Raw genomic sequence first — 26,834 nt, 5'->3', positions numbered from 1 at the left:
CATCAGGTGTCGAAAGACCGGCCCCGGATGGGCCAGAATGAGGCCCGTGCCTTCCCTGTTGCTGATCGAGGACGACGACGCCATCCGGACGGCCCTGGAGCTCTCACTGACGCGCCAGGGACACCGGGTGGCGACCGCTGCCAGCGGTGAGGACGGTCTGAAGCTGCTGCGCGAGCAGCGGCCGGACCTGATCGTGCTGGACGTGATGCTGCCCGGCATCGACGGGTTCGAGGTCTGCCGGCGCATCCGGCGCACGGACCAGCTGCCGATCATCCTGCTGACCGCGCGCAGTGACGACATCGACGTGGTGGTCGGCCTGGAGTCCGGCGCGGACGACTACGTCGTCAAGCCCGTGCAGGGGCGGGTGCTCGACGCCCGGATCCGCGCCGTGCTGCGCCGCGGTGAGCGGGAGGCCAACGACTCGGCCGCCTTCGGCAGCCTCGTCATCGACCGTGCGGCGATGACGGTGACCAAGAACGGCCAGGACCTGCAGCTGACCCCGACCGAGCTGCGGCTGCTGCTGGAGCTGAGCCGGCGGCCCGGGCAGGCGCTGTCGCGGCAGCAGTTGCTGCGGCTGGTGTGGGAGCACGACTACCTCGGCGACTCGCGGCTCGTGGACGCCTGTGTGCAGCGCCTGCGCGCCAAGGTCGAGGACGTGCCGTCGTCGCCCACGCTGATCCGTACCGTGCGCGGCGTCGGCTACCGCCTGGACGCTCCTCAGTGACGGACGGGCGAGGAGGGGCGCGCGGCTGGGCCGCGGGCCGCAGGGGAACGCTGTCGCGGCTGCGGTTCACCAGTCTGCGGCTGAGGCTGGTCGTCGTGTTCGCGCTCGTCGCCCTGACCGCGGCGGTGTCGGCGTCCGGCATCGCGTACTGGCTCAACCGGGAGGCCGTGCTCACCCGTGCCCAGGACGCGGTGCTGCGCGACTTCCAGCAGGAGATGCAGAACCGCGCCGGCTCGCTGCCGGTGCACCCGTCGCAGGACCAGCTCCAGCGCACCGCCGGCCAGATGGCGGGCAGCAGCCAGCGTTTCAGCGTGCTGCTGGTCGCCCAGGACGCGAGCGGCACGACGGTGTACGGCAACTCCGGTGCCCTGAACGGCTTCTCGCTGGCGGACGTGCCCACGTCCCTGCGCACCGCCGTGGCCAGGAAGCAGCCGCTGTCCTCCGGCAACACCTCGCCGTACCACCTGTACTGGCAGCGGGTCGTCCGGCACGGCACCCCCTGTCTCGTCGCGGGCACGAAGGTGATCGGGGGCGGACCGACCGGCTACATGGTCAAGTCGCTGGAGCCGGAGGCCAAGGACCTCAACTCCCTCGCCTGGTCACTGGGCATCGCCACCGGTCTGGCCCTGATCGGCGCCGCGCTGCTGGCGCAGGCCGCCGCCACGACCGTCCTGAAGCCGGTGCACCGGCTGGGCGTCGCCGCGCGCCGGCTGGGCGAGGGCAGGCTCGACACCCGGCTGCGGGTGTCCGGGACCGACGAACTGGCCGACCTGTCGCGGACGTTCAACAACGCGGCCGAGGCGCTGGAGAAGCGGGTGGCGGACATGGCCGCGCGCGACGAGGCGTCCCGCCGCTTCGTGGCCGACATGTCCCACGAGCTGCGCACACCGCTGACCGCGATCACCGCCGTGACGGAGGTGCTGGAGGAGGAGCTGGACTCCGAGAGCGGCGGCGTCGACCCGATGATCGAGCCCGCCGTACGGCTGGTGGTCAGCGAGACCCGGCGGCTGAACGACCTGGTCGAGAACCTCATGGAGGTCACCCGCTTCGACGCGGGCACCGCCCGCCTGGTCCTGGACGACGTCGACGTCGCCGACCAGATCACCGCCTGCATCGACGCCCGCGCCTGGCTGGACGCGGTGGAGCTGGACGCCGAGCGCGGCATCCACGCGCGCCTCGACCCGCGCCGCCTGGACGTCGTCCTGGCGAACCTGGTCGGCAACGCGCTCAAGCACGGCGGATCCCCGGTGCGGGTCTCCGTGCGTGAGGCCGACGACGAGATCGTCATCCGGGTCCGTGACCACGGGCCCGGTATCCCCGAGGACGTCCTCCCGCACGTCTTCGACCGGTTCTACAAGGCGAGCGCGTCCCGGCCGCGCTCCGAGGGCAGCGGCCTCGGCCTGTCCATCGCCATGGAGAACGCCCACATCCACGGCGGCGACATCACCGCCGCCAACTCCGCCGACGGCGGCGCGGTGTTCACCCTGCGGCTGCCGAAGGACGCGTCCGCGCTGACCGAGGAGGGCGACCGTCCCGACGGGACCCGGCCCGCCGGGCCCGGCGGCGAGGACGGCGGCGGGAAGACCCGCCGGAGGACGGCCGACGGCGCGAAGGGGGAGGCCCGGTGAGGGGCGACGGTCGACACCCGGCAGTCAGGGGACGTCCGGTGGATCATGCCCGAGACGCGGGCGGCGAGGTGCCGCCGATCTCCTCCGGCCTGCTCCGCCGGGCATCCCCTGGGCGCCCGAAGGGCCGCGCGCGTCTTCTGCTCGTGCTCCCCGTCCTGGCCGCGGTGCTCTCCGGCTGCGGGATCCGGGCCACGGAGGTGCCCACGGACTTCGGTGCCGCGCCCTCCCGGGTGCCCTGCTCGCTGCCCGGCCCGGACATGCCCGCGCAGGCGTCGCGCGGCGTCCCGGTCCAGGTGTTCCTGCTGTGCGGCTCCTCGCTGGTGACGGTCGACCGGACCGTGCGCGTGCCGGACGGCACGGCGGACGCCCGGCGGCGCGTGCTCGTGGCGCAGGGCCTGCTCGACCAGCTCGCGCAGGCCCCGTCGGCGGGCGAGCGGGCGGCCGGGTACAGCACGAACGTGCGCGCCGGCATGACGGTCTCCGGCGCGGGCTCCGGCGACCCCGAGGACACCCTGCGGCTGAGCGCGGCGCCCGGCGACCTCTCCTCGTACGCCCTCGCCCAGATCGTGTGCACGTTCTCCGACTCGGCGGCCGCCGAGGGGGACGGTTCGGTGGTCCTCGGCGACCCGGCCGGCGGCCCCCCGCTGCGGTACGAGTGCACCGACGCCGTGCGCTCCCGGCCCGGCGGTGTGAGGCCGCCGTCGACGGCGGTGACCGGCGGCTGATCCACGGGCCGTCCGGGCGGCGGGGGCCGCGTCACCGCGGACGGGGGAACCGACGGTGCCGTGGGCCGCGTCTTGGGGAGCGTGCAGCGTCAAGGCTCCATCGGCGGCAGCGCCGCGATCCACATCCGTGCGGCAGGCGGTGTCCTCCTCCTCGCGCACCTCGCGCTCGTCGCCTGGCTCTCGCTGCGGCCCCTGGACGTCCCCTGGGTGATGCCCGCGAACCTGCGGCCCCTCGCCAGCATCCGGGCGGATCTGGCGCTGGGCCTGCCGGAGGCGGCCCGGCGCATCGGCGAAGGGCTCGCCCTGTTCGCACCGCTGGGCGTGCTGCTGCCCATGGCGCACGGCAGACTCCTCGCGTCGCCGGCCGCGTCGCTGGTGCGGACGGTGGCGGCCGGCGCGCTGCTCTCGCTCGGCGTCGTCCTGCTGCAGAGCGGGGTGCCCGGCCGCGTCGTGGACGTCGACGCACTCCTGCTGAACACCGCGGGCGTGGCCCTCGCCCATCTGGCGGTCGTCCCCGCGGCCCGGTGCCGGCTCCGCCGCAGGGCCGAGCGGCGGCGGCGGACCGCCCTGCGGCAGGAGGAGTCGGCTCAGGGTCGAACCCCGACGATTCCCAGGGTCGGGATCGCCCCCTGGAGCGACGCTTTGCCCCCTTCGTCCACGTAGCGTGAGTGGTGCAGAAGTCAAGCAGTCCGACCGGCGGCGGCGACCAGCGCGGGTGCCGGGCGGACGAACCGACCAGTCGACACCGGCCGGCACCCGGGGCCCCTCAAGGTCCACCGCGGCGCGCCGGCCGGGTGTGAGCCGCAGGGGGCGACACCGGTGCCGTCAGGGACGGACGCGCCAAGGCCGAAGGGCCGAGCCGCGATCGCCGTCCCGGCACCGGCCGGAAGCGCCCCGGCCGGCCCCGAACGAGCCACCCGAGGGAGCCACCATGTCCAGCCTTGCCCGCCCCACCAACGGCCGCATGATCGGCGGAGTATGCGCAGCGCTGGCCCGGCGCTTCGGCACCTCCGCGACGACGATGCGGGTGATCTTCCTGGTCTCCTGCCTGCTGCCCGGACCGCAGTTCCTGCTCTACATAGCGCTGTGGATCCTGCTGCCCTCGGAGGACAAGGCGCGGACGGCCTGGTGACCGCCCCGCCCGCGAACGCCGCCGGGGCGCACCCCTGAGAACCGGGGTGCGCCCCGGGGCGCGTGCTGGGCGGCGCGGCTCAGCCGAGCGGCAGACCGTTCACCGGCAGACCGCCGAGCAGCCGGGCGACCGGTGCGGCGGGGCCGTGGCCGAGGAGGTTCTGCACGACGGGCTGCGCGGCGGGACCCGACCCGGGCCCGGGCTGGCCCTTCGCCTTGCGGGAGGTCTGGGGCTGGGTCTTCGCCTCGGCCCTGTGGGCGGCCCCGGCCTTCGCCTTGCGGGCCGCCGCGGGCTGGGCCTTCGCCTTGTCGGCCCCGGGCAGCTGGGCGACGTTCCCGGTGGGGAGCGCCTCGCTCGCGGCGCCCAGCGCTCCGGTGGCGTCCGGGAGGGCCGGCGCGGCGTTCGCGGTGCCCGCGGCGGTGGCGGCGAAGGCGGCGCCGAGAACGGCGACACCGAGGGTCCTGGCGGCAGACTGCTTCATGGAGATGCGTCCTTGCATGGATGACGGGGAACTGAGCGGTCCTCGACCGTAAGGACCGCGAGCCGCCCGCCGCAAACATCGAAAAGCGGAGGGATCGGGCCGTCCGACCCCGTCACGCAGTCCCCGGATCAGCCCCTCGGCGCGACAGAACCGCTGGTGGAAGGGCTCTGCCGGAACAGCCATTCGGATTTCAGTTGCGCGTATCCGGGCTTGATCACGTCATTGATCATCGCCAGCCTTTCATCGAAAGGAATGAACGAGGATTTCATCGCATTGACGGTGAACCACTGGATGTCGTCGAGCGTGTAACCGAACGCCTCCACGAGGTGCTCGAACTCCTGGCTCATGCTGGTGTGCGACATGAGCCGGTTGTCGGTATTCACCGTCGCCCGGAAGTGCAGGCGGCGCAGCAGCCCGATCGGGTGCTCTGCGTACGAGGAGGCGGCGCCGGTCTGGAGGTTGGAGCTGGGGCACAGCTCCAGCGGGATGCGTTTGTCGCGGACGTACGCCGCCAGCCGGCCCAGTTCCACCGAGCCGTCCTCGTGGACGGTGATGTCGTCGATGATGCGCACCCCGTGCCCGAGCCGGTCGGCGCCGCACCACTGCAGCGCCTGCCAGATGGACGGCAGGCCGAAGGCCTCGCCGGCGTGGATGGTGAAGTGGTTGTTCTCCCGCTGGAGGTACTCGAAGGCGTCCAGGTGCCGGGTGGGCGGGTAGCCGGCCTCGGCCCCGGCGATGTCGAAGCCGACGACCCCGCGGTCGCGGTAGCGGTTGGCGAGTTCGGCGATCTCCAGGGCGCGGGCGGCGTGCCGCATCGCGGTGAGCAGGGCGCCGACGCGGATGCGGTGCCCGTTCTCGCGGGCCAGCCGCTCGCCCTCGCGGAAGCCCTCGTTGACGGCCTCGACGACCTCCTCCAGGCTCAGCCCGCCCTCCAGGTGCTGCTCGGGGGCGTACCGCACCTCGGCGTAGACGACGCCGTCCTCGGCGAGGTCCTCGGCGCACTCGCGGGCGACCCTGACGAGCGCGTCCCGGGTCTGCATCACGCCGACGGTGTGGGAGAAGGTCTCCAGGTACCGCTCCAGGGAGCCGGAGTCGGCGGCCTCGCGGAACCACAGGCCGAGCTTGTCCGGGTCGGTCTCGGGGAGCTGGTGGAGCCGGGTGCCGCCCGCACCGCCGGGGCCCTGGGCGGCGCCGTCCTGGGCGAGTTCGACGACCGTGCCGGGGCGCAGTCCGCCGTCGAGATGGTCGTGCAGCAGAACCTTGGGCGCCCGGCGGATCTGGTCCGAGCTCGGGGTGTCACCCGGGTGGGCAGTCTGGCTCGTCATTTCCGCACTCTAACTCCTACGCGCGTAGAGGTCCTGCTGTACACATCCCTCGATATGTAACGGTGACCGCACGGACGGGTGGCACGCACCGCGCCTTCTGACACTGTTCTGCCATGCCACAGGAAGCGACGCCGGTGCGCACGGCCCGGCTGGGGAGGACGTTCGGCCCGGAGCCGGCGACGGTGAGCGGAGTGGTGCTGCTGCTCCCCGGCGGGGAGGAGTTCTCGGGCCGCAGACCCTCGTCCGTGCTGGCGGCCGCCTCGGTGCGCGCGCTCGGGCGCTGCCTGGCCCGGGCCGGCCGGCCGGAGGGTCTGGCCGCTCATGTGGTGCACTACCGCTACCGCGGCTGGAACGGCAGCGAGGCCCATCTGGCCCGCGACGCCGCCTGGGCCGCCGACGAGGCCGTACGCCGCTACGGCGACGTCCCCGTCTGCCTGGCCGGTGTCGACATGGGCGGGCGCGCCGCGCTGCACGCGGGCGGGCACGAGGCGGTCAACTCGGTGGCGGCGATCGCCCCCTGGCTGCCCGAGGACGACGTGGCGCTGCCGCCCGAACCGGTGAAGCAGCTCGCCGGGCGCCAGGTGCTGATCGTGCACGGCACCAACGACGAACGCACCGACCCCGAGCTGTCGTTCCGGCTGGCGGCGCGCGCGAAGAAGGCGAACCGGGACGTGTGCCGGTTCGAAGTCCACGCCGACCGGCACGGGTTGCACCAGTACCGGTCCGAAGTGCTTGCCCTCACCTGCGACTTCGTCATGGGCGCGTTGTTCGGGCGGCCGTTCTCCCGGCCGGTCCAGGACGCGCTGGCGGCTCCGCCGCCGCTGGGGTTGCGGATGCCGCTGGCGGCGGGCTTCGGGAAGACCTTGCAGCGGTAGGCGTCCGGGGGCGGTGGCGCCGGCACTGCGGGTCTTGCTGGCGGCCCGCGCCGGCGCCTGCACCCGCGCGCACGCCCACGTGGCGGAGCCGCACACGCCGCGGAACCTGCCGCCGGACCCCGGCACCGGGCGTCGGCGCCCCACGGCCGGGGCCGGCGGCGCCCCACGGTCAGGGACCCCGCCGAGAGGGTTCCGCCGATTTCCCTAGGCCGGCAGCAGGTTGTCCCGTCTGGACAGCAGGAACTTCTTGAAGGCCGCCACCGGCGGGGTGTCCGGGTGGCCCTCCAGCCAGGCGACGCCGATCTCGCGCGCCGCGCGCGGGGACGTGACCGTCAGTTCGGCCACCCCCGGCCGGGGGAAGGCCGGCGGCGGCAGCAGGGCGACTCCGAGGCCCGCCGCGACGAGGCCCCGCAGCGTCTCGGCCTCCTCGCCCTCGAAGGCGATCCGCGGCTTGAACCCGGCCTCACGGCACAGGTCGTCGGTGATGCGGCGCAGGCCGTAGCCGGGCTCCAGGGTCACGAACATCTCGTCGGCGGCCTCGGCGAGACGGATGCGCCGGCGAGCGGCGAGCCGGTGGTCGGCCGGTACGACGAGACGCAGTTTCTGCTCGTCCAGACGGCGGGCGACGAGATCGGGCGCGTCCGGCACCGGAGAGGTCAGGCACAGGTCCAGCTCCCCGGCGCGCAGCTTCTCCAGCATGGCCTCGCCGTAGTTCTGGACCAGGCTGAAACGGATCCGCGGGTGGCGGGCGCGGAAGGCGTGGATCAGGCCCGGTACGGTTTCGGCGCCCATGGTGTGCAGGAAGCCGAAGGCGACCTTGCCGGTGGCCGGGTCGGCGTCGGCGCGCACCTCCTCGGCGGCGCGCTCGATCTCGGCGAGGGCGCGTTCCACGGAGCCCAGGAAGGTGCGTCCGGCGGGCGTGAGGGAGACCGTCCGGCCACGGCGGGCGAACAGGTCGACGCCGAGGTCCTGTTCGAGGCGGACCATGGCCCGGGAGAGCGTGGACTGCGGGACCTGCATCTCCTGGGCGGCCCGCGTGACGTGCTCGGTCCGGGCGACTCCGGCGAAGTGCGCCAGGCGGGGCGCGAGCAGCTGGACGATGTCCTCCGTGCTCCGCTGGATGTCTTCTGTGTCACCGGGCCGTGACAGACGGCCTCGTGACCTTTGCTGATGCACCATGGGAACGATTATGGCGAGTCCGTGCATTGGACGGATGAACTGCGGATTCCTACTGTCGAAGCATGTCTCCCGCCGATACCGGTGCGTCCACCGTCGTGGGCGCCGCACCCGCCGTCCCCGCCGCCCGCACCACCGCCGCCGGCCCGGCCGGCCTCGCGGCTCCCGCCGCCGGACCGGCCCGCACCACGGCTCCCGCGGACCGTACCGGCTCTGCGGCTGCCGTGGACCGTCCAGCCGACTCGGGCGCTCCCGCCGACGGCCCGGCCGACTCCCGTATGACGCCGGGCGGGCCCGGCTACCGCCGGATGAGCCTCGCCCTGTTCCTCGCCGGCGTCGCGACCTTCGCGCTGCTGTACTCCACGCAGGCGCTGCTCCCGCTGGTCTCGGGCGAGTTCGGGGTGGCGGCGAGCGAGGCGAGCTGGACGGTGGCGGCCGCCACCGGCGGACTGGCCCTGTTCGTGCTCCCGATGAGTGCCCTCTCGGAGCGGTTCGGGCGGCGCACGATCATGACCGCCTCGCTGGCGGTCGCGGTGACGGTCGGCCTGCTGGTGCCGTTCGCCCCGTCGCTCGGCGCGCTCGTCGTGCTGCGGGGGCTCCAGGGCGCCGCGCTGGCCGGGCTGCCGGCCTCGGCGCAGGCGTACCTCGCGGAGGAGGTCCGGCCCAGGGCGCTGGTCACGGCGATCGGCCTGTTCGTGGCGGGCAACAGCGTCGGGGGCATGAGCGGCCGGGTCATCACCGGCTGGGTGGCCCAGGAGTGGGGCTGGCGGGTCGCCGTCGGGGTGATCGGCGTGATCGCGGTGGGGTGCGCGGTGGCCTTCCGGCTGCTGCTGCCCGCGCCGCGGCACTTCCGGCCGGGCTCGCTGCGCCCGCGGGTGCTCGCCCGCACGGTCCGCGACCACCTCGCCGACCCGCTGCTGCGCCGCCTGTACGCGATCGGCGCGCTGTTCATGACGGTGTTCGGCGGCGTCTACACGGTGATCGGCTACCGCCTCACCGACTCGCCCTTCTCCCTCCCGCAGGGCATCGTCGGCTCGGTCTTCCTGGTGTACCTGGTGGGTACGGTCTCGGCGTCGGCGGCAGGCCGGCTGGTGGGCCGCCTGGGGCGCAGGGGCGCGCTGTACCTCGCGGGCGCCACGACGGCGGCGGGTCTGCTGCTGTCCCTGCCGGGCTCGATCGTGCTCGTGCTGCTGGGCCTGGTCCTGATCACGGCGGGCTTCTTCGCGGGCCACGCGGTCGCCTCCTCCGCGGTCAGCAGGACGGCCACCCACGGCCGCGCGCAGGCCTCGGCCCTGTACCAGTCCGCGTACTACATCGGCTCCAGCGCGGGCAGCACGGTGGGCGCGGTCGCCTTCCACGCCGACGGCTGGGCCGGCACGGTCGGCGTCGGCCTGCTGGCGGTGCTGGGCGTGGGGGCGATCACGCTGCTCGGATCGCGGGCGGCGCGGACCGCGGCGCGGCGGGGGCCCACGGCGGCCTGACCGGCCACCGCCTTCGGGGCGCCGTTGTCAGTGCGCTGCGGTAGCTTCCGAAGTGCCCGGGCGCGGGGTGCGCACCGGGACGGGGACGGCCGCAGGGGCGGGTGGACGATGAGCGACGGCACGGCGACGAGGACGACGGACCTCGACGCGCAGCTGGAGAAGCACCGGGTCGAGCTGACCGGGTACTGCTACCGGATGCTCGGCTCGTCCTTCGAGGCCGAGGACGCGGTGCAGGACACGCTGGTGCGGGCCTGGCGGAGCCATGCGACGTTCGAGGGCCGCTCGAGCCTCCGCTCCTGGCTGTACCGCATCGCGACGAACGTCTGCCTGGACATGCTGGCCGCCGGCAACAAGCGCGCCCGTCCGATGGACCTCACGGAGTCCACGCCGCTGGCCCGCGCGGCCCTCTCCCCTCGCCCGGACCACACCTGGCTGGAGCCGATGCCGGACGCCCGCGTCCTCCCGGCGGTGCGGGACCCGGCGGAGGCGGCCGTGGCCAAGGAGTCCGTGCGGCTGGCCTTCATGGCCGCGCTGCAGCAGCTCCCGCCCCGGCAGCGGGCCGTGCTGATCCTGCGCGAGGTGCTGGCGTGGAGGGCGAGCGAGGTGGCCGAACTGCTCGGCACCTCCGTCGCCTCGGTCAACAGCGCGCTGCAGCGGGCGCGCGCGACGCTGGCCCAGCGGAAGGACCGCGGCGCCGAGGCCGCGGTGTCGGACCCGCTGGACGAGGAGCAGCGCGAGCTCCTGGAGCGCTACGTGCAGGCGTTCGAGGGGTACGACATGACGGCGCTGACCGCGTTGCTGCACGAGGACGCCGTCATGACGATGCCGCCGTTCGACCTGTGGCTGAGCGGCCCCGCGGACATCACGGGCTTCATGACGACGCTCGGCGCGTCCTGCGCGCACTCCCGTCTGCTGCCCGTGCGGGCCAATGGGCTGCCCGGCTTCGCCCACTACAAGCCCGACCCGGAGAACGGTGGCTTCACCCCGTGGGCCGTGCAGGTGCTGGAGGTGTCACAGGGGCGGATCACCGGGTTCCACTGCTTCCTCGACGCCGAGCGCTGGTTCCCCCTGTTCGGTCTCCCCCTCCGCCTCGAAGCGGAGGCCGACGAGCTCCAGCAGGGCCGGTAGCGCCGGATCGGCGGCACGCAGCCGGATGCGGCCCCCGGCCCTCCGGGCGGCGAGCTGCAGCCGCGCGAGCAGGTCGACGGCGGCGAGTCCCGGCGGCCCCAGTCCGCTTACGTCGCAGACGACGACTCCGGTCCGGGTGGCCGCCAGCAACGCGCGCACGTCCTCGCAGAGCCGCGCCACCTCCTCGCGGGCGACGGGGCCGGCGAGCACGAGCACGGCGGGTGTCATGGCGTCCACGACCGGTAGACGGCCCGCGCGCACGGAACTCATCGGAGGGCCCGGCACTGCCACCCTGGAGACCGCCGACGTCGTCGTCCGCGACGAGCCGGCCACCATCCCCCTCGATCGTGCAGCTCTCCCGCACCGCGAAGCCGAGGACATCGAGAGGCTGTGGGCGGGCACTCCCCCGTTTCAGCGGCCAGTCTCGCCCTGGGCGACTTCGATGTCCTGGTGGACGCTGAGTGCGGCGGTCGTCGCGGTGGCGCAGGAGAACGCCGCGCAGGCGCTCAGGAGCACGGCGATCCACGGCACGATGCGCGGTGTTCGCCCGGCTGGGGACAGGAGAGCGGCCACGCGCCGCGGCACAGGGCCCGTGGTCGCCGCAGGTGTGAACGCCGGGCGCCCCGTGGCCGCCTCGTGCGCGGCCAGGGCGGCTCGGGCGATGGCGCGGGCGGTCAGGCGCCGGTCGCCGACAGCGGTGGCGGCCGCCTCGTCGGCGGCGCGTTCCGCGACCAGCCGAACAGCCTCACGGACCGGCCGCAGGGCGGGGTGACAGTGGGCGGCGAGTTCCGCCGCGGCCAGGAAGTAGTGGTGGCCGCCGGTGTTGTGGGCGCGCTCGTGTGCGAAGAGGGCCTCGCGCTCGTCCGGACGCAGGGCACGCAGCATGCCGGTGGTGACGACGATGCGGTGCGGGCGGCCGGGCAGGGCGTAGGCGTCGGGGTGAGGGGAGTCGACGACGCACAGGTCACCCGCGGTGGGCCGGCGCCCGGCCCGGGAGCGCGCGGTGCGCAGACCAGCGGCCTGGCGTACGGCCGAGCGCCCGAGCGCGAGGGTGCCGAGCGTGAGCAGGCCGGCGGCCAGGACGGCCAGGGGCAGGACCAGCCGCTCGGAGGGCGTCCGCAGAGGGTGGACGAGTTCCCCCAGGGCGGCGAAGGCCGGAATCTCGAGCAGGCCGGTCAGTGCCAGGGTGCCGAGTGCCGCGACGGTACCGCCCGCGAGGAGGAGGGCGGAGACGGTGAGGGTCCACAGGGCGGCCCCCGGCAGGCAGTGGTCGAGGATCCGGCGGGTCAGGGAGGGTGCCGCGCAGGGCAGGAGGAGCGGGATCAGCAGAAGCGTGATCGTCATGCGCCCTCCTCCAGCAGTCGTCGCAGGGTCTGCTCGTCGTCCGGGCTGAGTTGGGCGACGAAGCGGGCCAGGACGGTCTCCCGGTCGCTGCCGCGGTCGAGTTCACCGTGCATGCGCCGGGCGGTCAGGCCGTGCGGATCCTGTACGGGGCGGTACGCGTATCCGCGGCCCTGCCGCTCCCGCACCAGGGTCCCCTTGTCGTGCAGGCGGGACAGGATCGTCGTCACGGTCGTCCGGGCCAGGCTCCAGGCGAGTTCGGCCTGGACCTGGGACGGGGTGAGCGGCGTGTCCGCGGCCCACAGGGCGGCCATCACGGCGGCCTCCAGCTCGCCCGCGGATCGGCGATCGTCCTTCGCGTCGGTCATGGGCACGATTCTCACCCTGCGATCGTCTACAGTAAAGTAGACCGTCTACATGCTTGTAGTCGATCGGGGCCGGGCGCTGGGTCGGCCGCAGAGAAAGGACTCACGTCGATGGCCACATCCGTGGTTCTGTCGTCGCAGCTCGCCGTGAACCCGCTCGACGCGCACTCGCTGCTCGCCGCTTTCGGCGTCCTGGGTGTCGGCGTGGTGATGTTCGCCGAGACAGGACTGCTGATCGGCTTCTTCCTGCCGGGCGACTCCCTGTTGTTCACGGCGGGCCTGCTGTGCACGGGCACGGGTCAGCAAGGGCTACGACTGTCCCTGGGGCCGCTGCTGGCCGCCGCAGCGTTCGGCGCACTCGCGGGTGCGCAGTGCGGTTATCTGATCGGACGCCGGGCCGGCGGTGCCCTGCTGGCTCGCAGCCGCTCGGCGCGGCTGCACGAAGGGGCGAAGCGAGCCGAGGAGCTGCTGGCGCGGTACGGGCACGCCAAGGCCATCCTTCTGGCGCGATTCGTACCCGTCGTGAGGACCGTCCTCAATCCGCTGGCAGGTGCGCTGGATGTGCCCGTCCGGGTGTTCACCGTGTGGCAGGCGGTGGGCGGCCTGGTCTGGAGTGGCGGGCTGACCCTGGCGGGATACGCGTTGGGCTCCGCCGTCCCTGACGTGGACCGCTATCTGCTGCCGCTGGTCGCGCTGATCGTCGTGGTGTCGCTGATCCCGCTCGCCGCCGAGTTGTACCGCGGTCGCAGGCGGGCCAGGACGAAGGGGGCGCGCGGATGACCTCGGCGTTCGGCGGAGCGTCGATCGACGGCTCCGTCTACACGGACGTGGTGGACCTGGCGCGGCGCTCGCCCGGCTGGCTGGACACAGCGGTGACGGCGTGGTCGGCGTACGGACTGGCGGTCTTCGCGCTGCTGATGCTCCTGGGCTGGTGGCAGGCCCGTCGACAAGGCGCCGTGGCGGCGCTGGTGGCGCTGGCCGTCCCGGTGGTCGTCGTGCTGGCGTACGGCCTGAACGCCCTCCTGAAGCTGCTGGTACGTGAGGACAGGCCCTGCCGGAGCCTGCACGTGAGGACGCTGGAGGCGTGCCCGGCCCCGGGCGACTGGTCGTTCCCCAGTAACCACGCGGCGATCGCGGCGGCCGCGGCCGTGGCGCTGGTCTTCGTCGCACGCCGCCTGGCAGCGGTCGCGGTGTCGGCCGCGCTCGCCATGGCAGCCTCGCGGGTCTGGGTCGGCGCGCACTACCCGCATGACGTCGCCATCGGGCTGATCGTGGGTGGGCTGACAGCCCTTGTCGCCATGCTCCTGTTGCGGCGGTGGGCGCAGACGCTCGCCCCTCACCTGACCGCGACCTTGTTGCGTCCACTCCTGGCCGCCCCGTGAACCGTGAGGACGCCACGGAACTGGCGGGCAGCGTGGGCCTCGGTGCCTGGACGGCGCTGGGAGTGCTGACCATGGCGGTTGCGGGCGGTGGCGGTGCTCCGCTGTGGCTGGACGACGCCCTTCTCTCGTGGTCCGTCGGCCACCGCCACGATGTGGCGCTGGCCGTGGCACGCGGGCTGACGGCCACCGGGACCGGTGTCGTCCCCTACGTCCTCACCGCGCTGGCCGGCGTCGTGGCGGGACGGACTCAGCGGCACAGGCTTCTCGCCACCGTGCTCTGCCTCGTCTGCCTCGGCACGGGACAGGCGCTTCGGTACAGCCTGATGGAGTTCATCCACCGGAGCCGCCCACCACGGGACGACTGGGCCACGCACGCGAGCGGCTGGGCATTCCCCTCGGGACATACCACCACAGCCGCACTGACCGCCGGGCTGCTGATCGTGGCGCTGAGCCTGCGCGGCCCGCGCCACCGAACGGTGCTGAGTATCGCCGTCGGCTGCTGGGGCCTGCTGGTGGGACTCACGCGCGTCTACCTCGGTGTGCACTGGTTCACCGACGTCGTCGGCGGCTGGCTGTTCGCCGCCGGCTGGCTGGGAGTGTGCCTGTGCGCCGCGGCCCGCCGGCTGCCCGCACCCCTCCTCAGCGACTCATCCCACCCGACCGCAGGACCGACCGAGGAAGATGACGGGCCCCGCAGTTGCGGGCGTCGCGGATGATCGGCTCGTCACGGTCGAAGGTGCAGCCAGGGTCTGAAGGCGCCGGTCACCACCCCCACCAAGCGGACCGCGTCGGTCGTTGCCGTCGGTGTACGGCAGGACGCGGCCGCCACGTTCCAGCTGCTCGCGGCACAGTGCGGTGCGCAGGTCTGTGAGGTAGGACCGCGCAGAGCGGGAGCCGGTGAACGGCCGCTGCTCCCGCACCTTGCGGCCGCAGCCGGTCACCGCGCCGCCGCGGCCCCTGCTCGGCGTTGACCTGCAGCCCTCGCCACCCGGAGTGTTGGCTGTATGTGCCATAGATCATCGACGCTCCGGACCCCCGACGGCCTCCTGCCCTCCGAGGGGGCCGCGTGCGGGGGGTGCTGAGCGGCTTCGCAGTCATCGCGGCCGTCATCGGCGTCGGCTACGTGCTCGGGCGACGCGGCTCCCTCGGCGCCCAGGGACGGGAGGTCCTCACCGCACTGGCCTTCAACGTCGCGTCCCCCGCCCTGCTGTTCACCACGCTCGCCGGCGCCGACCTGTCGGTGGTCTTCTCCGGCCGGTTGCTGGTGACGGCGATGAGCACGGCGGTGGCCGCCGGTGTCTTCGCCGTGGTCGGAGCCGTACGCCACTGGGGCGTGGGCCGGACCACCATCGGCGCCCTGTGCGCCGGCTACGTCAACTCGGGCAACCTGGGCATCCCGATCGCCGTGTACGTGCTCGGGGACGCGTCCCTGGTGGCCCCGGTGATGCTGTTCCAGCAGATCGTGGTCGCGCCGGTCGCGCTGACGATCCTGGACCTGGCCGGAACGGGCGAGCGTGCGGCGCCCCTGTGGCGGCGCCTGCTCACCCCGCTGCGCAACCCGATCGCCGTCGGCTCGCTCACGGGTGTCCTGGTGTCGGCGAGCGGCCTGAGTGTTCCGGGTCCGGTGATGCAGCCGCTGACTCTGATCGGCGACATGTCCGTGCCCGCGGTCCTGCTGGCCTTCGGCATTTCCCTGTACGGGGGCAGCGCTCCCGGCCGCGGCGAGGACCGCCACCCGCTCCTGCTCGCCGTCGCCCTGAAGTCGGTCGGCCAGCCGCTGGCGGCTTGGGCCCTGGCGACCGGCGTGTTCGGGCTGCGGGGCGCCCCGCTGCTCGACGTGGTGGTGACCTCGGCGCTCCCGGCCGCGCAGAACCTCTTCACCTACGCCGTCCGCTACCGCGTCGCCGAGCCCCTGGCCCGCGAGGCGATCCTGCTCTCGACGATCCTGTCGGTGCCGGTCCTGGTGGTGGTGGCGGCGCTGCTGGGATGACGGACCGTCAGTCGACCGGCCACTCGGCGGTGTCGAGGACGAGGTCGAAGGGCGCGGGAAGCCGGACCGCCTCACCGAACTTGGCGCTGCGCAGCGGACGGTAGACATCCCCCTTGGGCTCCCCGTAGAGCGTCACGGTGGGGCCGTCGGGGGCCCAGCGGTCGACGAGGAGGTACAGCGGAATGCCCGCGGCGGCGTAGGCGGCGGGCTTGCTGACGCGGTCGTGCCGCGCGTTGGACTTGGAGGTCACCTCGACGACGAGTTCGGCGAGAGCGGCCGGGATGTGCGTGTCCGATTCTGAGCACTCCGGCCTCGGGGTCACCACGAGGTCCGGGATGATCATGCCCAGGCGTGACGGCACGGCAAGGGCGAGCGTCTGGTAGACACCCCAGCCGTCGGGAATCACGGAGTAGAGGCGACGCTGAATCAACTCCGCGATCACGTTGTGGCGGGCTGCGGGAGCAGGTGACACGGTGACGATCCCCTCGATGATCTCCACCTTGCTGCCCTCGGGCCACTCCATCTCCTCCCAGAACCGGACGAGGTCGTCCCAGCTCTGCTCGGGGTCCTGGCTCACGGTGAGTGCGCTCATGGCGGTTCTCCTATCGGTACGTCACCGATCCCAGCATGCCGAACGGGACCGGCGGAGGTCCACCGGTCCCGTTCACCCGAAGGGGTAATTCGCCTGGTCAGGCAATACGTTCCAGCACCACCGGGGAGGCCGTGAAGTCCGTGCCGGGGGCCGCGATGTCGTACGAGCCCTCCACGGCCTGAAGCGCGTACGCGAAGCGCTCGGGGGTGTCGGTGTGCAGGGTCAGCAGGGGCTGGCCCGCCGTGACCGGATCGCCCGGCTTGGCGTGCATCTCCACGCCCGCCGCCGCCTGCACCGGGTCCTCCTTGCGGGCGCGGCCTGCGCCCAGGCGCCAGGCGGCGATGCCGATGTCGTAGGCGTCCAGGCAGGTCAGGACACCCGACGCCGGGGCCTTGACCACATGCTGTTCCCTCGACGTCGGCAGGGCGGCGTCCGGGTCGCCGCCCTGGGCGGCGATCATGCGGCGCCAGACGTCCATCGCGGAGCCGTCGGCCAGGGCCTTCGCCGGGTCGGCGTCCTTCAGGCCGGCCGCGTCCAGCATCTCGCGGGCCAGCGCCAGCGTCAGTTCCACCACGTCGGCCGGTCCGCCGCCCGCGAGCACCTCGACCGACTCGCGGACCTCCAGCGCGTTGCCCGCCGTCAGGCCCAGCGGCGTCGACATGTCCGTCAGCAGCGCGACCGTCCGCACCCCGTGGTCCGTGCCCAGGCCGACCATTGTCCGGGCCAGCTCGCGGGCGTCCTCGGCCGTCTTCATGAAGGCGCCGGAGCCGACCTTCACGTCCAGCACCAGCGAGCCGGTGCCCTCCGCGATCTTCTTCGACATGATCGATGAGGCGATGAGCGGGATCGCCTCGACCGTGCCGGTGACGTCCCGCAGCGCGTACAGCTTCTTGTCCGCCGGGGCCAGTCCGTCGCCGGCCGCGCAGATCACCGCGCCGACGCCGTCCAGCACGGACAGCATCTCCTCGTTCGACAGCAGCGCCCGCCAGCCGGGGACGGACTCCAGCTTGTCGAGCGTGCCGCCGGTGTGGCCGAGGCCGCGGCCCGACAGCTGCGGGACCGCCGCGCCGCACGCGGCGACCAGCGGGGCCAGGGGCAGCGTGATCTTGTCGCCGACACCGCCCGTGGAGTGCTTGTCCGCCGTCGGCCGGGACAGGGACGAGAAGTCCATGCGCTCGCCGGAGGCGATCATCGCGGCCGTCCAGCGGGCGATCTCCCGGCGGTTCATCCCGTTCAGGAGGATGGCCATCGCGAGCGCGGACATCTGCTCGTCGGCGACCTCCCCGCGGGTGTACGCGTCGATGACCCAGTCGATCTGCTCGTCGCTGAGCTCACCGCGGTCCCGCTTGGTGCGGATGACGGAGACGGCGTCCATGGCTATGGCGTTCCTTCCGAGGTTGCGAAGGTGCACGGCCCCCCTGGGCCACGGGGGCATGTCAGGGGGGCCGCGCGGGAGTTACTGGGTGAGATGGTCCGGGCCGAAGGCCTGCGGCAGCATCTCCGACAGCGGCAGGATGCCCGCCGGGGTCTCGAGGAGCAGGTCCGGCCCGCCGAACTCGTACAGCAGCTGCCGGCAGCGCCCGCACGGCACGAGGATCTCGCCGCTGCCGTCCACGCAGGTGAAGTGGGTCAGGCGCCCGCCTCCGCCGTTCTGCAGCTGGGACACGAGCCCGCACTCGGCGCACAGGCCGAGTCCGTACGAGGCGTTCTCGACGTTGCAGCCGGTGACGATGCGCCCGTCGTCGACCAGGGCCGCCACGCCGACCGGGTAACCCGAGTAGGGGGCGTACGCGCGGGACATCGCCCCGCGCGCCTGCTCCCGCAGCGCGTCCCAGTCGACCGCCGTGCCGTCCCGCGTCACTTGCCCTGCCCCTTCCGGTAGGGCAGGCCGTCCGCCTTCGGCATCCTCAGGCGCTGCGCGGACAGCGACAGCACGAGCAGGGTGACGACGTACGGGGTGGCGCTGACCACCTGCTTGGGCACCTCGTTGGTGCCGAGGTACCAGACGAACATCAGCACCGAGACCACGAGGGTGGTCAGGGCGGAGACGTACTTCTTCCGCCACGCCAGATAGGCCGCGCCGAACACGAGCAGGATCGCCAGCAGCAGGATCAGCGCGTGCACATTCGTCGTGCCGCCCCGCAGGTTCAGGCTGTCGGTGTAGCCGAACAGGCCCGCGCCGAGGGCGAGGCCGCCCGGCATCCAGTTGCCGAAGATCATCGCGGCGAGGCCGATGTAGCCGCGGCCCGCCGTCTGGCCGTCCAGGTACACGTTCGAGGCCACGATGGACAGGAACGCGCCGCCGAGGCCGGCGAAGCCGCCGGAGATGATCACGGCGATGTACTTGTACTTGTAGACGTTGACGCCGAGGGACTCGGCCGCCACCGGGTTCTCGCCGCAGGAGCGCAGGCGCAGACCGAAGGCGGTGCGCCACAGCACCCACCAGCTGGCCGGCACGAGCGCGACGGCGATGACGGTCAGCGGCGACAGGTCGGTGATCAGGCCGCCGAGCAGGCCGGCGACGTCGGATACCAGGAACCAGTGCTTGCCGTTGAGCGTCTCCAGCCAGCCGGACAGGCCCGGGACGTCGAAGGAGCCCAGGGAGTCGATCGGCGGGGACTGCTTGGAGGAGCCCTGCGGGGCCTCCTCGAAGGTGAACTTCGACAGGTAGCGGGTGGCGCCCAGGGCCAGGATGTTGAGGGCCACACCGGAGACGATGTGGTTGACGTTGAAGGTCACCGTCGCGACGGCGTGCAGCACCGCGCCGAGGGCGCCGCCGACGATGCCGAGGACGACACCGGCCCACGGGCCCCACTGGTAGCCGGCCCAGGCGCCGAACCAGGTGCCGAGGATCATCATGCCCTCGAGGCCGATGTTGACGACGCCCGAGCGCTCGGACCACAGACCGCCGAGGCCGGCGAGGCCGATGGGGACGGCCAGGCGCAGCGCGGTGGACATCTGGCCGGTGGAGGTGATGCCGTCCGCGCCGGTGATCAGGCGGACGACGGACGTCAGCACGAGCACGCCCGCGATGATCAGCAGGAGTACCGGGAGCGAGATGCGGCGGCTGCCCTTGCCGGGCCGCTGCGTCTGCGGCTGGGCGATGGTCGCGGTGGTCATCGGGCCGCCACCTCCTTCGTCTGGGAGTTGTGCCGGGCGGCGAGCTCCGCGCCGACCCGCTTCTGCTGGCGGCGCAGGCCCCACTGCCTTACGGCCTCGTAGGAGATGACGACCGCGAAGACGATCAGGCCCTGCATGATCGTGGCGATCTCCTTCTCGTACGCCACCGGGGTCGCGTAGTCGAGGGCCGGGGACGTCTTGTCCAGGAAGGCCCACAGCAGGGCGGCGAGAGCGATGCCGCCGGGGTTGTTGCGGCCGAGCAGGGCGATGCCGATGGCGGTGAAGCCGAGGCCGGCCGGGAAGCTCAGGCTGTAGGTGTGGGAGTCGCCGAGCAGCAGCGGCAGGCCGGACAGGCCCGCGACGGCGCCGGAGATCAGCATGGCGGTGAGCACCATGCGCCGGGAGTCGACGCCGGAGGCCGCGGCGGCCGTCTCCGAGGCGCCGGAGGCGCGCAGGTCGAAACCGAAGCGGGTGCGGTTGAGCACGAGCCAGTACAGGACGCCGAGCACGACGGCGAGGAGGACCAGGCCGTAGATCTCGCCGACGTCCGGGCCGAGGTCGAGGCCCGGGACCCAGCCGGACTCCTTCATGATGCCGGTCGTCATGTTGTTGCCGACCTGCACGCCCCACACGTCGGCCAGCGTGACGTAGCCGATGATGCTGGTGGCGATGGCGTTCAGCATGATCGTCGCGACGACCTCGCTGACACCGCGGGTGACCTTCAGGACACCCGCGATGCCGGCCCAGAAGGCGCCGGTGAGCATGGCGACGAGCAGCAGCAGCGGTACCTGCAGCGGCGCCGGCAGGGCGACGTGCGCGCCGACGACGGCGGTGATCACCGCGGCCAGCCGGTACTGGCCGTCGACGCCGATGTTGAACAGGTTCATGCGGAAGCCGAGGGCCACCGCCAGCGCGGCGATGTAGTACAGCGACGCCTGGTTGACGATGAGCACCTGGACGTCGGAGAACGTCGCCTGCTCCAGCATCAGCCCGTACGGCTCGAACGGGTTCTTGCCCGAGGCGATCAGCACCACCGAGGTGAGCGCGATCGCCAGCAGGAGCGCGATGACCGGACCGGCCACCGCGAGGAGCACCCGCTCCTTGTCGAACTTCTTCATCGGGCCTCGTCCTCCGGACCGGCTTCCTCGGTGGTCTCTGTGTGTTCCAGGTGGCCGGACGCGGCACCCGTCATGGCCGAGCCCAGTTCCTCCGGGGTGATGGCGGCCGGGTCGGCATCGGCGACGAGCCTGCCGTTGTAGATGACCCGCAGGGTGTCCGACAGGCCGATCAGCTCGTCGAGGTCGGCGGAGATCAGCAGTACGGCCAGGCCCTCGCGGCGGGCCTCGCGGATGTGGTCCCAGATCGCGGCCTGCGCGCCGACGTCCACACCGCGGGTCGGGTGGGCGGCGATCAGGAACTTCGGGCTGTGGCTCATCTCGCGGCCGACGATCAGCTTCTGCTGGTTGCCGCCGGACAGGGAGGCGGCGGTGACGTCGATGCCGGGGGTGCGCACGTCGTACGCCTCGACTATCCGGCGGGTGTCCGCCTGGGCGCCCTTGGGGTCGAGCCAGAAGCCCCTGGCGTTGGGGCGCTCGGTGACGTGGCCGAGGATGCGGTTCTCCCACAGCGGGGCCTCGAGGAGCAGGCCGTGGCGGTGGCGGTCCTCGGGGATGTAGCCGACGCCGTTCTCGCGGCGCCTGCGGGTGGGCCAGGCGGTGATGTCCTCGCCGAGGAAGGCGATCGAGCCGGAGTCGGCTGCCTTGAGGCCGATCAGCGCGTCGATGAGCTCGGTCTGGCCGTTGCCCTCGACGCCGGCTATGCCCATGACCTCGCCGGCATGGATGGTGAAGGTGACGTCGTCGAGGACCCGGCGCACTCCGGCGCCGGTCCCGGCCGTGTCCTCCGTGAGCAGGCCGGTGGCCGAGGGTTCGGCGAGCTCGCCCAGAGAGGCACCGCCGGTGGCGTGCACGGTCAGGTTCCGGACCTCGATGACGGGCCGGTCGGTGACGGTGGACTCGGCGGTCTCCGGGGTGGGCAGCTCGCTGCCGACCATCATCTCGGCGAGCTGGCGCGGGGTGGTCTCGGACGGCACTGCGGTGCCGACGGTCGTGCCGCGCCTGATGACGGTGATGTCGTCGGCGACCGACAGGACCTCGCCCAGCTTGTGGGAGATGAAGATGACGGACAGGCCCTCGGACTTCAGCTCGCGCAGGTTGGCGAAGAGCGCGTCGACCTCCTGCGGGACGAGCACGGCGGTCGGCTCGTCCAGGATCAGGGTGCGGGCGCCGCGGTAGAGGACCTTGAGGATCTCCACGCGCTGGCGGTCGGCGACGCCGAGGTCCTCGACGAGGACGTCCGGGCGGACGCCGAGGCCGTACCGGTCGGAGATCTCCCTGATCTTCTTCCGGGCGCCGCCGCCGATGCCGTACAGCTTCTCGCTGCCGAGCACCACGTTCTCCAGGACCGTCAGGTTGTCGGCCAGCATGAAGTGCTGGTGGACCATGCCGATGCCGCGGGCGATGGCGTCGGCGGGACTGCCGAAGCCGACCTGCTCGCCGTCGACGGCGATGGTGCCCTCGTCCGGCTTCTGCATGCCGTAGAGGATCTTCATCAGGGTCGACTTGCCGGCGCCGTTCTCGCCGACGAGGGCGTGCACGGTCCCCTTGCGGACCGTCAGGTGGATGTCGTGGTTGGCGACGACACCGGGGAATCGCTTGGTGATGCCCGCGAGCTCTACCGCGATCGTCGACTGAGCGGTGAGCGGAGGGCTGCTGGACGCGTCGATGGCGCACTCTCCTAGGGAAAGGGGCCGCTCTACGCGCGTAGCGCCCCTGCTTCGAATAGTGCCCGGACCTGATCGTCTCCGATCCGCGCCGAGCATTCTGCCGCGCGAACGGGGCGCGGGTCGCCCAGGCTTCCCGCACCCCGTTCGGTGGGCCGTAACGCTGCCATCGCAGCGCTGTTTTGACCATGCCTTCGACCGGTCCGCGTACCGGGATCCGCCGGGTGGATCCCGGTAGGGCCGCGGCGCCCGGCACATGCCGCCGCCGCACGTCCCCGGGGCGCCCATGCTCCGCACCGGCGCCACCTCGGGACGCGGCCGGCCGGACCGGCTCCCGGCGTCGGCGTCAGGAGGACTTGACCTTGATGGTGCCGCTCTTGATGCCTTCCTCGGCCTTCTTCAGCGCGGCCTGCAGGTCGGCGTTGCCCTTGAAGACGGGGTTGGAGTCGGCGAGGCTCACACCGCCGGTGGCCAGGCTGGCCCGCACCTCACCGGCCTGCGGCTTGCCGTCCTTGACCGACTTGGCCAGGTTGAAGACCGCGCCGGCGACATCCTTCATCGCCGAGGTGAGGATGCTGTCCTTGTACTTGGCCAGCGCGTCCTGCTCGTACTGGTCGGAGTCGACGCCGATGGCCCAGATCTTGTGCGCGGCCGCGGCCTTGATCACACCCTGGCCCGACAGGCCCGCGGCGGCGTACACCACGTCGGCGCCGGCGTCGATCTGGCCGTTGGCGGCGTTCTCACCCTTGTCGGGGCTGGAGAAGCCACCCTCGGCGGCCGTCTCGGTCAGGTACTGCGACTTGACCGTGACGCCCTTCTTGGTGTCCGCGACGCCCTGCTTGAAGCCGGCCTCGAACTTGTGGATGAGCGGGACGTCCACGCCGCCGATGAAGCCGACGGTGTTCGACTTGGTCGTCTTGGCGGCGGCCACACCGGCGAGGTAGGAGGCCTCCTCCTCGTGGAAGACGAGGTCGGCGACGTTGTCGGCCTTGATGGTGTTGTCGTCGACGATGCCGAAGGTGGTCTTCGGGAACTTGGCGGCGGCCTCCTTGACGGCCGGCGCGTAGGCGAAGCCGACGCCGACCACCGGGTTGTAGCCCTGCTTGGCCAGGGTCTCCAGGCGCTGCACCTTGTCCGCGTCGGACTCGCCGTCCTGCGGCTCGACGGCCGCGCTCTTGTAGCCGAACTGCTGGTCGGCCTGCTCCATGCCGGCCGTCGCGGCGTCGTTGAAGGACTGGTCGCCCTTGCCGCCGACGTCGTAGGCGAGGGCGAGGCCCATCTTCTTTCCGCCGCTGGAGGCCGATCCGCCGGCGGACTCGCTGGACGACTTGCCACAGGCGGATACGGTGACGGCAAGGGCTGCGGTGGCAACGCCTGCAACCGCGATACGGGACACCCGGCGCATGGAACGAGACTCCTTTGTGCAAGCGCCCCTACCAGGCGCTGGTTCCGCCGCAGCGTAACGCGCGTAGACCAGACGGAAAACCCCTTCTGTCCGTTCCGTTATAGAGATGTGGCCCACTCCGTGCCCCCGGATCACGGACCGCAGTACGCCCCTCGCGGAAGGCAAGGGGCGTACTGCGGCGCGGTGTCCGCGCGGGCCGCGGGCCCCGCCGGGCGGGGCTCCGCCGGGCGGGGCTCCGCCGAGCCGCGTCGTGCGGGGCCGTGGGCCGCTGAGCGGTGTGCGGCGGGGCCGGCGGTTCGCCGAGTGGCCGGCCGGCGGCCGGGGACGTCACTGGGTCTTGACGGTCACCTTGCCGTCGACGATGTCCTTGCGCGCCTTCTCGACGGCTGCGACGACGTCCTTCATCGCCTGGTACTTCGGGTTGGAGTCGGCGAAGCCGACACCGCCCGACGCGAGGTCGCCGCGCACCTCGCCGTTCAGCGGCTTGCCCTCGACGACCGACTTGGCCAGGTCGTACACCGCGCCGCCGACGTTCTTCAGGGCCGAGCCGAGGATCCAGTCCTTGTACTGGGCCAGGGCGCTCTGCCGGTACTGGTCGGAGTCGACGCCGATGGCCCACACCTTGTGCTCGGCCGCGGACTGGATGACGCCCTGCCCGGACAGGCCGGCGGCGTGGTAGACCACGTCGGCGCCCGCCTCGATCTGGCCGTTGGCGGCGTCCTTGCCCTTGTCGGGGCTGGAGAAGCCGCCCTCCTGGGCGGTCTGCGTCAGGTACTGCGACTCGATCCTGATCTTGGGGTTCACCGACCGGGCGCCCTGCTTGTAGCCCGCCTCGAACTTGTGGATGAGCGGGATGTCGACGCCGCCGATGAAGCCGATGTGGTTCCTCTTCGTCGCCTTGGCCGCCGCGACGCCCGCCAGGTACGACGCCTGCTCCTCGTGGAACACCAGGTCGGCGACGTTCTTTCCCTGCACGGTGTTGTCGTCGATGATGCCGAAGGTGATCTTCGGGTACTTGGGGGCGACCTCCTTGACGGCCGGTCCGTACACGAAGCCCACGCCGACGATCGGGTTGTAGCCGGCCTTGGCGAGCTGTTCGAGCCGCTGCACCTTGTCGGCGTCGGTCTCGTTGTCGTTCGGCTCGACGTCCCGGCCGCCCATCTTGAACTCCTGCTCGGCCTTGCGGAAGCCGGAGAAGGCCGCGTCGTTGAACGACTGGTCGCCCTTGCCGCCGATGTCGTAGGCGAGACCTATGCCCTTGCCGGAGTACTTGCCGGACTCCGCGGATCCGCCGCCCGACTCGCTGCTGGACTTGCCGCAGCCGGCTGCCGCGAGCGCGACGACCGCGGCGGTCGCCGCGGCCAGGGAGAATCTGATCCTCCGAGAACTGAGACGCACAGCAAGCACCCCTTCATCCCCATGGCACCGTCGCCGGCCCGCTTCCCCGTGGCGCCGCCTCCGGTGACGATTTCGGCGCACGCTAACGCGCGTAGAAGGAGGGGGGAACGGTGTTCCCGGGGCCGTTACCGAACCGTGCCGCCGCCGACGGGCCGCGTCCGCCCGCCGCCGGCGCCCGGGAACGGGAAGAGACGAGGAACGCCCTCCGGGACGGGGAGCTCCCCTCTTGGTCCCCGGGAGGGACGCCCCTCGTGACGCCCCTCCCGGGGACCAGGGGGCGCACGCCGCGGACGACGGGGACGAGGGGACGCCCCCGCCAGGGACGAGGGGCCCCCTCCCTTACTGCGGGCGTGACCGCGGCGCAGAGCGGCTCAGTGCGTCGGGTGCAGCAGGGCGGCCGCCGTGAACAGTTCGACGCCGACCGCGATCGCGGACTCGTCGGCGTCGAAGTCGCCCTGGTGCAGATCGCGGATGGTGCGCTCGCCCGGGGTCCGCACACCCAGCCGGGCCATGGCGCCGGGCACGTGTTCGAGGTACCAGGAGAAGTCCTCACCGCCGAGGCTCTGCTCCGTGCCCTCCACGGAATCGGCGCCGCGCCGGATGACCATGGCGTCCCGCAGCAGTTCGGTCACCACGGGGTCGTTGACGACGGGCGGCACTCCGCGCACGTAGTTGATCTCCGACTTGGCCTTGTACAGGTTGGCCACCTCGTCGATGGCGGCGACCACGATGTCGGGCGCCTGCCGCCAGGCGTGGATGTCCAGGCACCGCACCGTCCCGGACAGCTCGGCGTGTTGCGGGATGACGTTCGGGGCGTGCCCGGACTCGATGCGGCCCCAGGTCAGGGCGAGGCCGGCGCGGGTGTCGACGCGGCGGCCCACCAGCGCGGGCACGTCGGTGGCCACCCGGGCGGCCGCGGTCACCAGGTCGGTGGTCAGGTGCGGTCGGGCGGTGTGCCCGCCGGGCCCGTCGAGCAGGACCTCCAGCCGGTCGCAGGCGGACGTGATGGGTCCGTGCCGCAGCCCGATCTTCCCGGCGTCCACGCGGGGGTCGCAGTGCACGGCGATGATCCGGCCCACCCCGTCCAGCACGCCGTCCGCGATGGCGTCGCCGGCGCCGCCGGGCAGCACCTCCTCCGCGGCCTGGAAGATCAGCCGGACCGGCCGGGGCAGCAGTCCCTGCCGGTCCAGCTCGGCCAGCACGATCCCGGCGCCCAGCACGACGGTGGTGTGCACGTCGTGGCCGCAGGCGTGCGCCCGGTCCGGCACGGTCGAGCGGTACGGGCACCCGCTCTTGGTGTCGGGAATGGGCAGGGCGTCGATGTCCGCGCGCAGCGCCAGCACGGGCGCGTCGCCGATCGGACCGGCGCCCGAACCGATGTCACAGACGAGTCCGGTCCCAGCGGCGAGCACCCGTGGCCGCAGCCCGGCCCTCTCCAGCCGTTCCTTGATCGCTGCCGTGGTGCGGAACTCCTGGTTGCCGAGCTCCGGGTGCATGTGCAGGTCTCGCCGGAACGCTACGAGTTCGGCGCGCAGCGCCTCGGGCAGCGCGCCGGGGAGAACGGCGTCTCCCGGGGTATCGGCCTCGGACTCTAGGGACATCAATTGGTTCACCCTTTGAAGGGTAGGACGCGTGGACGGCCGACGGACATGCGATCAACAAAACTTCAGCCCCTCAGGGGAAGAAAACCTGGCCGCCGGACGCATGACTGTCGGTGGGGACGGGTAAACTCGCCCGAATTTTCCCAGGCGGGTGGAGCCCGGCTCCCCGGGCGTGGACCTCGC

At 72.6% G+C, this 26,834-nt stretch carries 27 protein-coding genes; 12 read left to right on the top strand and 15 right to left on the bottom strand.

Annotated elements, in window-relative coordinates; all coding sequences use genetic code 11:
* Positions 1-46 precede the first annotated feature (46 nt).
* From afsQ1 to ACWDNY_RS06085, 5 genes are all read left to right on the top strand, one after another.
* On the top strand, positions 47-724 hold the full coding sequence (gene afsQ1, locus ACWDNY_RS06105; RefSeq protein ID WP_451644511.1) for a two-component system response regulator AfsQ1: 678 nt from the start codon (positions 47-49) through the stop codon (positions 722-724).
* On the top strand, positions 721-2,352 hold the full coding sequence (locus ACWDNY_RS06100) for a sensor histidine kinase (RefSeq protein WP_451644510.1): 1,632 nt from the start codon (positions 721-723) through the stop codon (positions 2,350-2,352). The genes afsQ1 and ACWDNY_RS06100 overlap by 4 nt, the downstream gene beginning before the upstream one ends.
* A 137-nt stretch (positions 2,353-2,489) precedes the next feature.
* Complete coding sequence (locus ACWDNY_RS06095; protein WP_451644544.1) at positions 2,490-3,077, top strand: hypothetical protein; 588 nt, start codon at positions 2,490-2,492, stop codon at positions 3,075-3,077.
* An 81-nt stretch (positions 3,078-3,158) separates the two neighbouring features.
* Entirely contained in the window at positions 3,159-3,740 is a 582-nt protein-coding gene (locus tag ACWDNY_RS06090; RefSeq protein ID WP_451644509.1) for a VanZ family protein, read from the top strand.
* A gap of 268 nt (positions 3,741-4,008) precedes the next feature.
* Positions 4,009-4,209, top strand: a complete 201-nt coding sequence (locus tag ACWDNY_RS06085) for a PspC domain-containing protein (protein ID WP_361500747.1) — start codon at positions 4,009-4,011, stop codon at positions 4,207-4,209.
* A gap of 79 nt (positions 4,210-4,288) precedes the next feature.
* Here the strand turns inward: ACWDNY_RS06085 and ACWDNY_RS06080 are convergent, their stop codons facing one another.
* A complete protein-coding gene (locus tag ACWDNY_RS06080; RefSeq protein ID WP_451644508.1) occupies positions 4,289-4,690 on the bottom strand; it encodes an ATP-binding protein in 402 nt (133 codons plus the stop codon).
* Between the two features lie 128 nt (positions 4,691-4,818).
* Positions 4,819-6,015 carry an adenosine deaminase gene (locus tag ACWDNY_RS06075; RefSeq protein ID WP_451644507.1) on the bottom strand — a complete coding sequence of 399 codons (1,197 nt, stop codon included), beginning with the start codon at positions 6,013-6,015 and terminating at the stop codon, positions 4,819-4,821.
* A 113-nt stretch (positions 6,016-6,128) separates the two neighbouring features.
* Here ACWDNY_RS06075 and ACWDNY_RS06070 point away from each other — a divergent pair, with 113 nt between their 5' ends.
* Positions 6,129-6,890: an alpha/beta hydrolase gene (locus tag ACWDNY_RS06070; RefSeq protein WP_451644506.1), complete on the top strand. Its 762-nt coding sequence runs from the start codon at positions 6,129-6,131 to the stop codon at positions 6,888-6,890.
* Positions 6,891-7,094: 204 nt separating this feature from the next.
* Here the strand turns inward: ACWDNY_RS06070 and ACWDNY_RS06065 are convergent, their stop codons facing one another.
* A complete protein-coding gene (locus tag ACWDNY_RS06065) occupies positions 7,095-8,069 on the bottom strand; it encodes a LysR substrate-binding domain-containing protein (protein WP_451644505.1) in 975 nt (324 codons plus the stop codon).
* A gap of 62 nt (positions 8,070-8,131) precedes the next feature.
* Here ACWDNY_RS06065 and ACWDNY_RS06060 point away from each other — a divergent pair, with 62 nt between their 5' ends.
* Together ACWDNY_RS06060 and ACWDNY_RS06055 are read left to right on the top strand one after the other, a co-directional pair.
* The gene (locus ACWDNY_RS06060) at positions 8,132-9,547 is read left to right on the top strand and encodes an MFS transporter (protein WP_451644504.1); all 1,416 of its coding nucleotides are present in this window, start codon (positions 8,132-8,134) and stop codon (positions 9,545-9,547) included.
* A gap of 108 nt (positions 9,548-9,655) precedes the next feature.
* Positions 9,656-10,675 carry a sigma-70 family RNA polymerase sigma factor gene (locus ACWDNY_RS06055; protein WP_451644503.1) on the top strand — a complete coding sequence of 340 codons (1,020 nt, stop codon included), beginning with the start codon at positions 9,656-9,658 and terminating at the stop codon, positions 10,673-10,675.
* Here the strand turns inward: ACWDNY_RS06055 and ACWDNY_RS06050 are convergent.
* The 3 genes from ACWDNY_RS06050 to ACWDNY_RS06040 form a co-directional block, all read right to left on the bottom strand.
* The gene (locus ACWDNY_RS06050; RefSeq protein WP_451644502.1) at positions 10,559-10,945 is read right to left on the bottom strand and encodes an STAS domain-containing protein; all 387 of its coding nucleotides are present in this window, start codon (positions 10,943-10,945) and stop codon (positions 10,559-10,561) included. The two genes, ACWDNY_RS06055 and ACWDNY_RS06050, sit on opposite strands and share 117 nt — an antisense overlap.
* A gap of 141 nt (positions 10,946-11,086) precedes the next feature.
* Complete coding sequence (locus ACWDNY_RS06045) at positions 11,087-12,019, bottom strand: M48 family metalloprotease (RefSeq protein WP_451644501.1); 933 nt, start codon at positions 12,017-12,019, stop codon at positions 11,087-11,089.
* The gene (locus tag ACWDNY_RS06040) at positions 12,016-12,384 is read right to left on the bottom strand and encodes a BlaI/MecI/CopY family transcriptional regulator (protein WP_451644500.1); all 369 of its coding nucleotides are present in this window, start codon (positions 12,382-12,384) and stop codon (positions 12,016-12,018) included. The genes ACWDNY_RS06045 and ACWDNY_RS06040 overlap by 4 nt, the downstream gene beginning before the upstream one ends.
* 108 nt (positions 12,385-12,492) lie before the next feature.
* Here ACWDNY_RS06040 and ACWDNY_RS06035 point away from each other — a divergent pair, with 108 nt between their 5' ends.
* The 4 genes from ACWDNY_RS06035 (at position 12,493) to ACWDNY_RS06020 (ending at position 15,753) form a co-directional block, all read left to right on the top strand.
* Positions 12,493-13,161 (top strand): DedA family protein, encoded by a 669-nt coding sequence (locus tag ACWDNY_RS06035; RefSeq protein ID WP_451644499.1) that lies wholly within the window; start codon positions 12,493-12,495, stop codon positions 13,159-13,161.
* Positions 13,158-13,763 (top strand): phosphatase PAP2 family protein, encoded by a 606-nt coding sequence (locus ACWDNY_RS06030; RefSeq protein WP_451644498.1) that lies wholly within the window; start codon positions 13,158-13,160, stop codon positions 13,761-13,763. The genes ACWDNY_RS06035 and ACWDNY_RS06030 overlap by 4 nt, the downstream gene beginning before the upstream one ends.
* Positions 13,760-14,479 carry a phosphatase PAP2 family protein gene (locus ACWDNY_RS06025; protein ID WP_451644497.1) on the top strand — a complete coding sequence of 240 codons (720 nt, stop codon included), beginning with the start codon at positions 13,760-13,762 and terminating at the stop codon, positions 14,477-14,479. The genes ACWDNY_RS06030 and ACWDNY_RS06025 overlap by 4 nt, the downstream gene beginning before the upstream one ends.
* Before the next feature lie 350 nt (positions 14,480-14,829).
* Positions 14,830-15,753, top strand: coding sequence for an AEC family transporter (locus ACWDNY_RS06020; protein WP_451644496.1), 924 nt, complete (start codon positions 14,830-14,832; stop codon positions 15,751-15,753).
* A 7-nt stretch (positions 15,754-15,760) separates the two neighbouring features.
* Here ACWDNY_RS06020 and ACWDNY_RS06015 read toward each other — a convergent pair whose 3' ends face one another.
* The 9 genes from ACWDNY_RS06015 to ACWDNY_RS05975 all read right to left on the bottom strand — a co-directional run bounded on the left by ACWDNY_RS06015 (position 15,761) and on the right by ACWDNY_RS05975 (position 26,651).
* Positions 15,761-16,345, bottom strand: a complete 585-nt coding sequence (locus ACWDNY_RS06015) for a Uma2 family endonuclease (RefSeq protein WP_451644495.1) — start codon at positions 16,343-16,345, stop codon at positions 15,761-15,763.
* A gap of 97 nt (positions 16,346-16,442) precedes the next feature.
* A complete protein-coding gene (locus ACWDNY_RS06010) occupies positions 16,443-17,726 on the bottom strand; it encodes a thymidine phosphorylase (protein WP_451644543.1) in 1,284 nt (427 codons plus the stop codon).
* Positions 17,727-17,801: 75 nt separating this feature from the next.
* Positions 17,802-18,206 (bottom strand): cytidine deaminase, encoded by a 405-nt coding sequence (locus tag ACWDNY_RS06005; protein ID WP_451644494.1) that lies wholly within the window; start codon positions 18,204-18,206, stop codon positions 17,802-17,804.
* Positions 18,203-19,465: an ABC transporter permease gene (locus ACWDNY_RS06000; RefSeq protein ID WP_451644493.1), complete on the bottom strand. Its 1,263-nt coding sequence runs from the start codon at positions 19,463-19,465 to the stop codon at positions 18,203-18,205. Before ACWDNY_RS06000 ends, ACWDNY_RS06005 begins: the two co-directional genes overlap by 4 nt.
* Positions 19,462-20,583 carry an ABC transporter permease gene (locus ACWDNY_RS05995; RefSeq protein WP_451644492.1) on the bottom strand — a complete coding sequence of 374 codons (1,122 nt, stop codon included), beginning with the start codon at positions 20,581-20,583 and terminating at the stop codon, positions 19,462-19,464. Before ACWDNY_RS05995 ends, ACWDNY_RS06000 begins: the two co-directional genes overlap by 4 nt.
* Positions 20,580-22,346, bottom strand: coding sequence for an ABC transporter ATP-binding protein (locus ACWDNY_RS05990; RefSeq protein WP_451644491.1), 1,767 nt, complete (start codon positions 22,344-22,346; stop codon positions 20,580-20,582). The genes ACWDNY_RS05995 and ACWDNY_RS05990 overlap by 4 nt, the downstream gene beginning before the upstream one ends.
* A gap of 247 nt (positions 22,347-22,593) precedes the next feature.
* A complete protein-coding gene (locus tag ACWDNY_RS05985; protein ID WP_451644490.1) occupies positions 22,594-23,652 on the bottom strand; it encodes a BMP family lipoprotein in 1,059 nt (352 codons plus the stop codon).
* 327 nt (positions 23,653-23,979) lie between these two features.
* Positions 23,980-25,050, bottom strand: coding sequence for a BMP family lipoprotein (locus ACWDNY_RS05980; RefSeq protein ID WP_451644489.1), 1,071 nt, complete (start codon positions 25,048-25,050; stop codon positions 23,980-23,982).
* Positions 25,051-25,421: 371 nt separating this feature from the next.
* On the bottom strand, positions 25,422-26,651 hold the full coding sequence (locus ACWDNY_RS05975) for an amidohydrolase (RefSeq protein ID WP_451644488.1): 1,230 nt from the start codon (positions 26,649-26,651) through the stop codon (positions 25,422-25,424).
* Positions 26,652-26,834: the final 183 nt, after the last annotated feature.

This window comes from Streptomyces sp. NPDC003697, assembly GCF_053587115.1.
Note: the sequence above shows the minus strand (reverse complement) of the source record. Positions and strands in the feature narration are given on the sequence as shown.